This window comes from Acetobacter sp. DsW_54 (assembly GCF_002153575.1).
GTDB lineage: Bacteria > Pseudomonadota > Alphaproteobacteria > Acetobacterales > Acetobacteraceae > Acetobacter > Acetobacter fabarum.
Genome location: NZ_JOPD01000026.1, coordinates 22,126 through 35,405, shown reverse-complemented (window position 1 = coordinate 35,405; position 13,280 = coordinate 22,126). Strand labels below are relative to the sequence as shown.

9 protein-coding genes are annotated in these 13,280 nt (G+C 59.0%); 1 reads left to right on the top strand and 8 read right to left on the bottom strand.

Features of this window, described 5'->3' with window-relative positions; all coding sequences use genetic code 11:
- Positions 1-67 precede the first annotated feature (67 nt).
- Positions 68-1,297, top strand: a complete 1,230-nt coding sequence (locus tag HK20_RS10280; protein ID WP_086646974.1) for a tetratricopeptide repeat protein — start codon at positions 68-70, stop codon at positions 1,295-1,297.
- Between the two features lie 69 nt (positions 1,298-1,366).
- Here the strand turns inward: HK20_RS10280 and HK20_RS10275 are convergent, their stop codons facing one another.
- The 8 genes from HK20_RS10275 to HK20_RS10240 all read right to left on the bottom strand — a co-directional run bounded on the left by HK20_RS10275 (position 1,367) and on the right by HK20_RS10240 (position 13,233).
- Positions 1,367-2,857 carry an efflux transporter outer membrane subunit gene (locus tag HK20_RS10275; protein WP_233129177.1) on the bottom strand — a complete coding sequence of 497 codons (1,491 nt, stop codon included), beginning with the start codon at positions 2,855-2,857 and terminating at the stop codon, positions 1,367-1,369.
- Positions 2,858-2,911: 54 nt separating this feature from the next.
- Complete coding sequence (locus HK20_RS10270; RefSeq protein ID WP_086646978.1) at positions 2,912-6,067, bottom strand: efflux RND transporter permease subunit; 3,156 nt, start codon at positions 6,065-6,067, stop codon at positions 2,912-2,914.
- Between the two features lie 4 nt (positions 6,068-6,071).
- Entirely contained in the window at positions 6,072-7,262 is a 1,191-nt protein-coding gene (locus HK20_RS10265) for an efflux RND transporter periplasmic adaptor subunit (protein ID WP_233129175.1), read from the bottom strand.
- Positions 7,263-7,514: 252 nt separating this feature from the next.
- Positions 7,515-8,669, bottom strand: coding sequence for a rod shape-determining protein RodA (gene rodA, locus HK20_RS10260; protein WP_086646976.1), 1,155 nt, complete (start codon positions 8,667-8,669; stop codon positions 7,515-7,517).
- 4 nt (positions 8,670-8,673) lie between these two features.
- Complete coding sequence (gene mrdA / locus HK20_RS10255; protein WP_086646977.1) at positions 8,674-10,596, bottom strand: penicillin-binding protein 2; 1,923 nt, start codon at positions 10,594-10,596, stop codon at positions 8,674-8,676.
- A 19-nt stretch (positions 10,597-10,615) separates the two neighbouring features.
- Entirely contained in the window at positions 10,616-11,179 is a 564-nt protein-coding gene (locus tag HK20_RS10250; RefSeq protein WP_086646971.1) for a rod shape-determining protein MreD, read from the bottom strand.
- 4 nt (positions 11,180-11,183) lie between these two features.
- Complete coding sequence (gene mreC, locus HK20_RS10245) at positions 11,184-12,098, bottom strand: rod shape-determining protein MreC (protein ID WP_086646970.1); 915 nt, start codon at positions 12,096-12,098, stop codon at positions 11,184-11,186.
- 88 nt (positions 12,099-12,186) lie between these two features.
- The gene (locus HK20_RS10240) at positions 12,187-13,233 is read right to left on the bottom strand and encodes a rod shape-determining protein (RefSeq protein ID WP_086646969.1); all 1,047 of its coding nucleotides are present in this window, start codon (positions 13,231-13,233) and stop codon (positions 12,187-12,189) included.
- Positions 13,234-13,280: the final 47 nt, after the last annotated feature.

Sequence of the window (13,280 nt, the reverse complement as noted above, 5' to 3'; positions counted from 1 at the left end):
GGGGTCACCCAGATGGGCATCGTCGGGCAGGAACAGTTCGTCGATCAGTAAGGGAGTGAAGAAGATCATGACCATGCGTTTTGTGCGGAGCCTTTTGTGTTCCGCGGCTGTTGTCTCTTTTGCCATTCCGGCCGTGCAGGCGGCGGATACACTAAGCCAGCCCGTTGGCGTGGCATTGCAGCAGGCCCAGAGCGCTCTTGCTGCGCATAACTACGCCAAGGCCATGGATGCTGTGAACGAGGCAGATGCGGTCGCGGGTAAAAGCGCATATGAGGACTACACTATTGCGCAGATGCGGGCTGCTGTGGCTTCGCAGGCGGGTAATGTGGCTCAGGCAACCGCCGCGTATGAAAAATTGATCGCCTCCCCCCGTACACCGCGTAACCTGAAAAACCAGATGCTGATGTCCGAAGGGAGCATGGCGTATAACGCCAAGGATTACCCCAGGGCTGCTGCGGCTATCCAGCGTTACCTCAAGGAAGCGGGCCCCAACCCGGCAATGGAAACATTGCTGGCACAGTCTTATTATCTGCAAAAAGACTATGCCCATACACTCAGCGTTCTAACGCCAATTGTGTCCAGAACGGTCAAGGCCGGGCAGAAGCCCGTGGAATCGCAGTTGCAGATGCTTGCGGCAAGTGCCACGGCGCTTAAGGATTCCACGACAGCGACACACGCCTATGTTCTGCTGGCAACCTATTACCCCAAAAAGGAATACTGGGCGTTGCTGCTGCACGAACTGGTCGTGAATACAAAAATCCCGGCTTCCCTGCAGTTGGATGTGTACCGTATTCGTCTGGCGGTAGGGGATATTTCCACCGCACGTGATTTTATGGAAATGACCGAAATTGCCATGCAGGGCCATATGCCCCAGCTTGCGCTGGATCTGATGAATCAGGGATACCAGCAGGGTGTTCTGGGCCAAGGTGCAGAAGCGCCCCGGCAGGCACGCCTGAAGGCAATGGTGGAAAAAACTGTTGCTGCCAAAAAGGAATCCATCGAAGCGGATGAAAAATCCGCCCTTGCCCAGACATCGGGCAATGAACTGCTGAATGTGGGGTATAATTACGTCACGTTCGGGCAGGCCGCCAAAGGGCTGGCACTGATGCAGCAGGCCATAACCAAAGGGGTAACAGACCCCAATATTGCCCGCTTGCACCTTGGCCTTGCCCAGATGCAGGCAGGCAACAAGGCTGAAGCCATACAGACCCTAAAGAGCGTTGCCGGGGATAATGGTGCCTATGACATTGCCCAGCTCTGGGTGCTCCGGCTGGGGCAGGCACCTGCCAAGCACTAAATGCGGGCAAGGTAGAGTTTGTAAAAAAGGCCGCTCTTGAGCGGCCTTTTTTATTGAGTCTGGTCTGGCTTACCCCCCTTTTGGGGTGCCAGACTGCGCAGCAGGCTGTTGTGCTGTGCTGGGGGGAGTGGAGGTTGCCTGCCAGCCGCCGCCCATCGCGCGGTAAATGGTGACAAGATTCTGGTATTTTGCAACCGCAACCGTAATCTGGGACTGCTGGGCCTGTAGGTAGTAGCGCTGTGAATCCAGTGTGGTCAGGTAGGAATCTGTCCCGGTTTCATAACGCAGTTTTGCCAGACGGTAGGCATCGCCCGAGGCCGAAACCAGACTATCCATCTGCTTTTTTTCGTCCAGATAGGCTTTGCGGGCGGCGAGGGCATCGGCCACTTCGCGGAATGCGCTTTGCACCGTTTTTTCGTAAGCGGCAATTTTGCCGTTACGGGTTGCCTTGGCCACCTTGAGGTTGCCGCTGTTCATGCCCCATGTCCAAAGTGGAATCTGGAGGCTGGGGTTCAGGCCCCATGTTGTGGCTGCCGCCGTAAACAGCTTGTGGAACTGCAAGCTGGAAACACCATCCGTTGCTGTGAGCGTCAGACGGGGGAAGAACGCGGCGCGTGCTGCCCCAATGCTGGCCTGAGAGGCCAGAAGGTCATGTTCTGCCGCTGTAATATCGGGTCTGCGGGTCAGCAGGTCCGATGGCAGGCCAGCGGGCAGGTCCGCCAGAATGGACTGTTTGCCCAAAGGCAGGGGAGCTGGCAGGTTTTGCGGAATGGGCGCGCCAATCAGCAGGGTTATCAGGTTTTCGTCCTGCTCCACTTTGCGGCGGGCATCGGTGAGCAGGGTCGCACTTTGCTGTACCTGTGTTTCCAGCTGCCGCACGGTCAGCAGGTTTTCTTCACCGTGGGCGTATTTGTCCTGTGTCAGCTTCAGGCTGTTCTGCTGGCTGGCCAGCGTGCTTGCCGCCAGTGCCTGCGTGTCCCGGTCGCCCAGCCATGTAATATAGGCCATGGCTACCTGCGAGACGACGCTGATAACCATGCCGCGCATGTTTTCCTGCTGGGACAGGGCACGTTCGGCGGCTTCCTTGGTCAGGGAGCGGATACGCCCGAACAGGTCAATCTCGTAGGAGGAAAAACCAATCCCGCCGGAATAGTAGCGGAACGGGTTGCGGGCCATGCCGCCGCCTGTTTTGTCGGTATCCAGACCTGGTGCAAAGCTAAGCCCTGCCGCATCGGATGGTGCCTGATACATAGGCCCGCCCGTGGCGGAAATGGTGGGGAACAGGCCCGCATGCTGCACGTCATATTCGCCCTGTGCCGTGGCGATATTGGAGGCGGATGTGCGCAGGTCCCGGTTTTCACGCAGGGCAATGGTGATCAGGGCTTGCAGGCGCGGGTCTACAAAGAACTCGCGCCAGCCAATATCGGCTGCCACTTTGGGTAACAGCTTATCCCCGGTCTGGGCATAGTCTGGCCATGTTGTGGCCAGCGGGGGCGTGGGCCGCGTGTATTTGGGGATCATGGTACACGCGGAGAGTGCCTGTGTTGTTGCAACGGCCATGACAACCGCACGGAGCCGCAGGGAGCGACGGAAAAAGGACTGAGGAGCCATATCTTATTCGTTCCCTGTTGCGGTCTGGACGGGGGTGGTGGCCTGTTTACGTTCGCTGATGCGTTTGACCTTAAACACACGCAACACCAGAACAAAAAAGACCGGCACAAAGTAAACGGCCAGGAGTGTTGCAGTGGCCATGCCCCCAACCACTGCGGTACCAATGGCCTCGCGGGATGCGGAGCCAGCCCCGGCAGCAAGGGCAAGTGGGAACACACCCACAACAAAGGCGATTGAGGTCATGAGAATGGGGCGCAGGCGTTCGCGCGATGCGGTAATAACCGCGTCCTCCAGAGATTCCCCACGCTCAAAAGCCGCTTTGGCAAACTCCACAATAAGAATGGCGTTTTTAACAGCCAGACCAACGGTGGTCAGCAGCCCGACCTGAAAATACACGTCGTTGTTCATGTCCCGCCACAAGGTGGCGGCAATGGAGCCAAGAATACCCAGAGGAATAACCAGCATGACCGCAAACGGAATGGCCCAGCTTTCGTAAAGTGCGGCAAGGCACAACAGAATAACCAGACTGGCGAGTGCATAGAGCGGCCCGGTGGAGGAGCCAGAGGAAATTTCCTCAAACGAGAGGCCGGTCCATTCGTAGCCTATGCCTTCCGGCAGTTTTTTCAGAATATCCTTGATAGCATCAAGGGAATCACCCGAACTGTAACCGGCTGCGGGCTGGCCCAGAATTTCAAAGGCGTTAAAGCCGTTGTAATCCTCAACCTTTTGCGGGCCGGTCAGCCAGTATCCGCGAATAAAGGTATCCAGCGGGGCCAGCGTGTTGGTGTTGGTGCGGATGTACCATTTGTTCAGGTCCTGCGGCAGCATGCGAGAATCCATGTCGCCTTGAATATAAACCTGTTTTACGCGGTCATTGCGGGTGAACTGGTTAACGTAGATCGACCCCAGCGCCCCTTCGATTGTTGTGTTGATGTCATCAATCGTAATGCCCAGCGCGTTGGCCTTTTCGCGGTCAATATCCAGATGATACTGTGATGCGTCTTCCATACCGTTGGGGCGCACCGCAAGCAGGCGGTGGTCCTTGCTGGCAAGGCCGAGCACCATGTTACGCGCCGCCAGCAGCTTTTGGTGGCCAAGGTGCCCACGGTCTTCCAGTTCAAGGTCAAACCCTGTGGCGTTGCCCAGTTCGAGCACGGCAGGCGGGTTGATGGCAAAGATCTGGGCGCGCGGGTCAAACCAGTAATGCATCATGATCCGCTTTGCGATGGCGGCTGATGTCTGGCTTGCAAGGGGGCGGTTTTTCCAGTCTGTCAGGCGGATAAAGAATGCACCCGAGTTCTGGCCCTGCCCGGCAAAGTTAAACCCGCTGATGGCGTAAACGGATTCCACAAGCCCGCTCTCCGACTTCAGGATATAATCCGTAATTTCGCGGTTGAGCTGTGTGGTCTGCTCCATGGGCGTATTGGGGGGCAGAGTAACCTGCCCGAAAATAAGCCCCTGATCCTCGTCCGGCAAAAAGCCGCTGGGCAGGCGGGTAAACAGATAGCCCGCCAGTGCGCTGATCAGCAGGAAACAGGTAATGGACAGCGCGGTGGAGGAAATAAGCTTGCGCACCCCCTTGAGGTAACCATTGGTCAGGCGCTCAAAGTTGCGGTTGAACCAGCCGGCAGGGCCGGTTGTTTTAACATGCGTGCCGGGTTTGAGCATGGTGGCGCACAAAGCAGGCGTAAGCACCATGGCCACCAGCACGGACAACCACATGGCAGAGACAATGGTAATGGAAAACTGCCGGTAAATAACCCCGACCGAGCCGGAAAAGGCCGCCATGGGCAAGAACACGGCGGTCAGCACCAGCACAATGCCGATCAGCGCGCCTGAAATTTCGTCCATGGAAACGCGGGCCGCTTCGATGGGGGAGAGTTTTTTCTCCGACATCACGCGTTCCACGTTTTCCACCACCACAATGGCGTCATCCACCAGCAGGCCTACGGCCAGCACCATGGCCAGCATGGTGAGCGTGTTGATGGAAAAACCAAAGATGTTGAGCAGGCCAAAAGTGCCCAGCAGCACAACCGGCACGGCAATGGTGGGGATAAGCGTTGCACGGAAGTTCTGCAAAAACACCAGCATGACCAGAAAGACCAGTCCGATGGCTTCAAGCAGGGTGATGATCACTTCCTCGATGGAGAGGGTGATGAAGGGTTCCGTATCCAGCGGGTAAACGGTTTTCAGGCCCGGCGGGAAGAACTTTTCCAGTTCGTCAATCTTGGCGCGGACTGCCGCTTCGGTCGAAATCTGGTTGGCGCCGGGGGCGAGCTTGAGCGCCATGCCCGATGCCGGGTGATTGTTGTAGTAAGAGGATGTGTTGTAGGTCTGCGGACCCAGTTCCACCCGCGCTACATCCTTGATGCGGACCTGCGAGCCATCGGGCTGGACCCGGAGCAGGATTTTCTCAAACTCGCCAGCCGATGTCAGGCGGGTCGGGCCAATGATCGTGGCATCCAGACGGATGTCCTTGCGGGCAGGCAGGCCACCGAGCTCACCCGATGAAACCTGAATGTTCTGGGTCTGGATAGCGGTTTCAACATCCCGCACGGTCAGGCCGTAGTTGAACAGCTTGTTGGGGTCCAGCCAGATGCGCATGGCATATTCGGACCCGAAGAGCGTGTGGTCACCAACGCCGGTTACGCGGCTGAGCGGGTCAGAAATGTTGGAGGCCACATAATCGGCAATGTCCGAGCCGGTCATGGAATTGTTGGTGGAAATAAAGGCCAGCACCAGCATGAAGTTCTTGACGGCCTTGGTAATGCTCAGCCCCTGGGCGGTCACTTCCTGTGGCAGTTTGGGCTGAGCAAGCTGGAGCTTGTTCTGCACCTGCACCTGAGCAATGTCGGGGTTGGTGCCCTGCTCAAAGGTGAGGTCAATTTCCATCTGCCCCGAAGCGTAGGACTGGGCAGAGATGTATTCCAGATGATCCAGCCCGAACATCTGCTGGAGTATGGGGCGCACGACCGTATCGTTCACCGTATCGGCGGAGGCGCCGGGGTAGGTTACGGTAATGGCGATCTGGGGCGGGGCAATGCTGGGGTACTGGGCAACAGGCAGCCGCAGGATGGACAGGCCGCCAAACAGCATGATGATCAGGCTGATCACCCACGCAAAAATGGGTCGGTTGATAAAGAACCGCGAAAGCGACATGGATTTACTGCCCTTTTTGTGCAGGCTGTGCCGCAGCACCGGGTGCGGTGTCGGTCTTGGGCTTGCTTTCCTGCACCGAGACCTTGGCTCCGGGGGTTATTTTTTGCGTGCCGCTGACCACCACGCGCTCACCGGCCTTGAGCCCGTCTGTCACCAGCCAGTTGGTGCCTATGGCCATGCCGATCTGGATCTGGCGCAGGGCCACGGTGTTGTCGGGCTGCACAATCCATACCTGTGGGTCGCCGTGGGTGTTGCGGCTGACGGCTTCCTGGGGGACCAGCAGGGCGTTGGGGTCAATCCCCTCGTCAAGCTGGGCGTGGACATACATGCCCGGCAGCAGCAGCTTTTGCGGGTTGGGCATGATCGCACGCACGATAACGGTGGAGGTTGTTGTATCCACGTTCACTTCGGCCAATGCCATGTGGCCCTTGAACTCGTAAGGTGAGCCGTCTTCGAGTGTCAGAACCACGGGGACCTCGCCATTGGCCTGACGTTTGATACGGCCTTCCGCCAGTTCACGCTTGAGGCGCAAAAGGGTAATGGCGGGCAGGTTAACGTCCACATAAATGGGGTCCAGCCGGGTGATAATGGCTGTGTTGGAGGTCTGCTCGGCAGTAACAAGCGCGCCTACCGTAATCAGTGTGCGGCCGATACGCCCGGAGATCGGGGCATACATCTTGGTGTAACCAAGGTTGACCTGAGCACTTTCCACCTGCCCCTGAGCGCTCTGTATCTGGCCCTGTGCCTGCTTTTCTGCGGCTACGGCGTCATCATAATCCTGCTGGCTTACGGCGTGCTCACGTACCAGCTTCTTGTAGCGGCGGACCTTGGCCTTGGCTGTGCCATCCAGCGCCATGGCCTGAGCCAGCTGGCCACGGGCGGTGTCGTACACGGCTTTGTAGCGGGCGGGGTCAATCTGGTAGAGCTGCTGGCCAGCGACAACGTCCGAGCCTTCAATAAACAGGCGTTTGAGCACAACGCCCGTGACCTGAGGGCGGACCTGAGCAATTTCAAACGCATCCGTACGGCCGGGCAGGCTGGTATGCACACTTACGGGCTGGGGTTGCATGGTTACAACGCCCACCGCCTGCGGTGGCACCTGCGGTGCGCTCTGCTGGCGTTTACAGCCTTCCAGCGCAAGCAGGGCAACCGTGCAGAGCAGGACCGGACGAAGAGAAAAAGTGTGTGTTGTCACTTTGGTGTGGCCCTGTGTGTTGAAAGGTTTTCCGCACATTTCAGGCTTGGTCAGGCAGTGCAGGAGCCGGGAAATAAGCCATTTCCTGCCCTGATGGGAGCTTGAGCCGCAGGCCGCTTTGTGGAGAAAACAGAGTGGACAAATGAAGGTGAAAAAACAGTACTAAGTGTTACCTTTAACGTGCAAGCTAAAAGTGCAACCCTACCAAGTCAAGAGCAGATCAAACCAAAAACACAAGCTTTATTGCGGGTGTCAGGCTGTGCGGCCGTTGCTTTCGTCCAGCCGTGTGTCCCGATGGACCCATGTTGAAAGCAGAAGCCCAAACCCCAGCATAACATTCAGCATGGCCGATCCACCGTAGGAAACCAGCGGCAGAGGCACCCCCCCAACCGGAATTGCCCCCATGACCATGGAGAGGTTGACCAGACAGTAAAAGAAAAAGTTCATGCTGATGCCAAGCGCAATCAGCCGGCCAAAACGGTTGCGGCAGCGTATGGCCATGATCATGCCGCCCATAATCAGCAGCACCAGCAGGGCAATGACGGTGGCCGCACCGATAAAGCCCCATTCTTCGGCAATCATGGTGAAAATGAAGTCCGTCTGCTTTTCGGGCAGAAAGTTCAGTTGCCCCTGCGAGCCGTGCAGGTAACCCTGCCCCCACATACCCCCGGACCCAAGGGCAATCTTGGACTGGATAATGTTGTAGCCTGCCCCAAGCGGGTCATTTTCGGGGTGGAGGAAGGTGGTAATGCGCGCCTTCTGGTAATCATGCAGGTGCCCGTAGGCAAACTGCACAAGGGAGGGCAATGGCAGAACAAGCAGAATAATCTGCCAGAGCCGCATGCCTGCCGTAAAAAACAGGGATGCGCCAATACCCCCGATAATGACCGCCGTGCCCAGATTGGGTTCCTTGAGCACCAGCCCAACTGGCACCAGCACCATAAAGGCAGGCGGAATAAGCCAGAGCGGGTTGCCCATGCGGGCATAATCCATGCGCGAAAACCATGTGGCCAGCACCGCCACAAGGGCGATCTTGGCAAATTCGGACGGCTGAACCTGAAGCCCCCCGATCATGAGCCAGCGTTCGGCCCCTTTGCCAACATGGCCCATGTGCAGGACCGCCGCCAGCAGCACGAGCGAGAGCGCATACATCCCCCATGATGCCCGCATAAGCAGGCGGGGGGGCAGCATGGCAATGGTCACCATCAGCACAAGGCCCACGGCAAAACGTGCGGCCTGCGGGGCTGCAAAAGGGTAAGGCACACCGCCTGCGGCAGAGTAGAGGGTAACGTAGCCAACACCAGCCAGTGCACAGATCAGCAGAACATAAAGCCAGCTTATCCGCCACAGCTTGGCCATCAGGCGGAAGCTGGGTTCGGCCCGTAACAGGCGCTTGTGGAATCGGATTGGGTTATTCAAAGCTGTCATCCACAGCGGCCACGCTTTCTGGCGGGGGTGTGGTGTGGTTGGAAGGGTCGCGCAGGAGTGTGTCGCGCATGATGTTGCGCGCCAGTGGTGCGGCGGCGTCTGCCCCTGCGTTGCCGTGCTCAATCACGACCGATACGGCGTAGCGGGGCGCATCATACGGAGCAAAGCAGATGAACAGCGCGTGGGGCCGGTATTCCCACGGCAGGTTGGCGGAGTTGAAGTGCCCGCTCTCACGCAGTGCGCGGGAGACGTGGCGTACCTGGGCCGAACCCGTTTTACCCGCCATGGTAATGCCCGGCAGGTCAAGCTGGGCCTTGGGGGCCGTGCCGTGGGGTTCGTTCACCACGGCAAACATGCCTGCCCGCAGGGCTTCCAAGTATTTTTCGGGCATGTTCAGGCTGGGCCAGTGCTCGGGGCTGGCCATCGGGCTGATCTCGCCATTAATGGCGCGCATCAGGTGGGGCTGCACGGCCCGGCCGGTGGCCATGCGGGCGGTGTAGGTGGCCAGTTGCAGGGGAGTAACCTGTATGAACCCCTGCCCGATCCCGCTGACAATGGTATCCCCCCCGTTCCAGTGGTGGTGGTGGGCCTGACGCCATGCGGGGGTAGGGATGAGGCCCGTGCGGGTATGGGGGAGTTCAATATCCAGCGGTACGCCAAGGCCCATGCGGTGTGCGGTTTCGGCAATACGGTCCATGCCGATCCGGCGGGCAATTTCGTAAAAATAGACGTCGCAGGAGTATTTGAGCGCCAGATGCAGGTCAACCGACCCATGCCCCCAGCGTGACCAGCAGTGGAAGCGCGTGCCCCCTACATCCAGATGACCGGGGCAGAAAACCCGGTCGGTGGGGGAGATCAGCCCCGACTCCAGTGCGGCCATGGCCACAGCGGGTTTGAAGGTGGAACCCGGTGGGTAAACGCCCGCCACCGCCTTGTTAATAAGTGGAGTGTGCTGGTTGTTGGTCCATTCAATCCACTGCGCGTGGCTGACACCGCTATCAAACAGGGATGGATCGAACGAGGGCGTGCTGACCATGGCCAGCACCTCGCCATTATGGCAGTCCAGCACCACGGCGGAGGCGGTCTGGTCCCCTATGTGGTTGAGCACCCTTTGTTGCAGTCCGCGGTCTATGGTCAGGGAGATTTCTTCCCCCGGCACGCCTTCTTCGCGGTTCAGCTCGGAAATTACGCGGCCAACGGCGTTAACCTCCATTTCCACCGAACCTGCGGTGCCGCGCAGTTTCTCGTCCTGATTCTGTTCTATGCCCGCGCGGCCAACCCGCATGCCCGGTAGGGCCAGCAGGGTGGAATGTGCCACGTCGTTCTCGTTAGGGGGGGCAACATAGCCGATAATATGGGCCAGCAGTTCCCCTTCTGGGTACACGCGGCGTGTGCCCACATCTATCAGCACACCCGGTAGAGAGGGCGCGTTGAGCTCGATCCGCGCCATTTCATCCCAGGAGAGGAAGTCCCGCAGCATCACAGGCACAAACCGGCGCTGGTGGCGCATCTCGCGCGCAATGCGGTTGCGGTCACGCTCATCAAGCGGGATCAGGGTGGAAAAGCGCTCTATGGTGCCGGCAACGTCAGTTGTTTCCTCCGGCATCAGGAGTGCGCGCCAGTTTTCCTTGTTGTTGGCAAGGGCAATGCCGTAGCGGTCCACAATACGCCCGCGCGGTGGGGCCAGCAGGCGCTTGCTTACGCGGTTGTTGGCCGCCATGCGGGCATAGTGGTCACCATCATTGATCTGGATATGGTACAGGCGGCGCGCAAGCTCGCCCATGGCCCCGGCCTGTACCGCCATGCACAGCAGGGCGCGGCGGGTAAATACGCCGCGTGCCGGGTCCTTCTGATCCCGGATCGGCATCAAGCGGCGGTTCTCGCGTTTACGCCGCTTTAGCCACATGGGAGCACCTCCCATGCGGTCATGGCGTGTCCTTCTCGTCCAGAATATGCAGGAACCACGAGAAAGTGGCGGAAAGCAACGGATAGACCCCTATGCAGAGCAAGGCTTCAAAAAAGGCGGGTGCGGGATCAAGCAGATGGAGCCGGAACAGGCAGGCCAGCGCCCACTGCAATGCCGCTGCAGCCGCTCCTACCAGTCCAAACAGGCACCACACCACTAAAAAATTCATCCGCATGAGACCAAAACGGGCATAACTGCCAATGCCATGCACCAGTAGTAGAATAAAGGCGCTCACCCCCAGCGGTGTAAACCCCACAAGGTCCATAAAAAGCCCAAGCAGGAACACGGCCAGCGAGGGCATGCCGGAGGGCCGCCACACGGACCAGAAAAAAATCGTGTTGATAACAATGGCCGGGAGCAACTCCGCCGCTCCGGGAACAGTCAGGGGGGCCGAGAAAAAAATAATGACCAGCGCCGTAAAAACGGACGGCAGAAGATGCCGCGCCGTACGGTCGAGTCGCTGGCGGGATGTCAGCTGGGTTTCGGTATCATGTTCCCAGCGGGGCTGGTGGGGGTCAGACATGCCGTTATCCCTCCTGCCCCGGACCAAGCAGGGTTTTAAATGGCAGCGTAAGGGCACGGTGCGGGCGGGTTAGCGGCACATGGCCGGGGGCTTCGGGCGGTTCTATCTCGGATTGCCCAAAGTCAAACACGCGCAGCATGGTCAGCCTGTCCAGCCGGGCAAAAGGCTGCACCACGGGCTGGCCGGGGTGCAGGTAATGCACGCTGCCAATGGGAATGCCAGAGGGAAAAGCCCCAGCCTGATCGGAGGTCACAACCCGCTCACCCTCTATGGGGCGGGTATCCTGCGAATAATAGAGCAGGCGGGGCAGGGGGGAGTTGTCCCCCACCATAATGGCCGCGGCATGGCTGGATTCCAGCTCCACTGGCAGGCGGCTGGCAATGTCGGTAATCAGCAGGATGCGTGCAGCATGCGCGCCAACTTCCGTAACCCGCCCGGCCAGCCCGCTGGAAGCCAGTGCTATGTTGCCAACCTGTACGCCACTGGTTGTTCCTGCCACCAGCAGTACGGCGCGGGCGTAAATCCCCCCGCTGTCGGCCACTACCCGGCCGGTTACAAATGCGGGTGTGGGTTCGGGCACCCAGTGCAGTTCGGTTTTGAGGGTATCATTTTCCCGTGCGAGGGAGACGGCAACTTCGTACCAGCGCCGCAGATTGGCGTTTTCAGCGCTCAGGCGGTGGTTTTCTTCCGCCAGATTACGGGCTTCCTGTATCCCGTGCACAAAGCGTTCGCTGTCGGTCTGGGTGCGTGAGAGCAGGCTCCACAGGGGGGCCAGCACGTCGGCCACACGCATGCGTGCCTTGTCTGCCAAAGGGCGGTCGGCCTGCCCGGCAATAATGATCCCGACAGACATGAGCAGCAGAACTGGCAGAACCAGTTTGCTCAATGCCTGCCTTACCTGAATGGAAACCGGGACCATGGAAAACCGGATGCCCTTATATCTGACGGCATAAAGAACCAGATTCAGCCACGCACCGCAAAGTGGCCGGGGTGGCTGAACCGGGGCGTTAGTACATGGTGGTCAGCACATTGCGCAGACGCTTCATTTCTTCCAGTGCACGGCCCGTACCCAGCGCCACGCAGGAAAGGGCGTCTTCTGCCACGGTGACCGGCAGCCCGGTTGCCAGACGCAGCACATCGGCCATGCGGTACAGCAATGCGCCGCCACCGGTCAGGACAATGCCCTTGTCCACAATATCTGCCGCCAGTTCGGGCGGGGTGTTTTCCAGCGCGGTCTTGACCGCATCCACAATCTGGCTGATCGGCTCCATCAGGCTTTCGGCAATCTGGGCCTGAGAGACCTGAACCTCGCGCGGGACACCGTTGATCAGGTCCCGGCCCTTTACGTCCAGCCAGGGGCCGCTGTCGTCCGGGTCATCGGGGGGGAGGGCCGCACCAAGGTTGATTTTAATCCGCTCTGCCGAGCTTTCACCGATCAGCAGGTTATAGGCCCGGCGGATGTAGGAGATAATGGCTTCATCCATTTTATCCCCGCCAACGCGGACCGAGCGGGCATAGACAATGCCGCCAAGGGATATAACGGCCACTTCCGTAGTGCCACCGCCAATATCCACAATCATGCTGCCAGAAGGCTCGGTTACGGGCAGGCCCGCACCAATGGCGGCGGCCATGGGTTCTTCAATCAGGAAGACCCGGCGTGCACCGGCGCTTTCGGCACTTTCCTGAATGGCGCGGCGCTCAACGGCTGTGGAGCCGGAGGGCACGCACACAATAATCTGCGGGCTGGCAAAGGCCCGGCGGTTATGCACCTTGCGAATGAAATGTTTGATCATTTCTTCCGCAACATCAAAGTCGGCAATCACCCCGTCGCGCATGGGGCGGATGGCTGCAATGTTGCCCGGCGTGCGCCCGACCATCTGCTTGGCTTCTTCCCCCACAGCCAGAAGCTGCTTTTTGCCACGTATGTCTGCAATCGCCACGACCGAGGGTTCGTTCAGTACAATGCCACGCCCTTTGACATACACAAGGGTATTGGCAGTACCGAGATCAATGGCCATGTCCGCAGACATAAGACCGAGCAGACGAGAGAACATCCAGGACTCCTGGTTGAGGCGGCACTACGCGACTGTGCGGAAGGGGC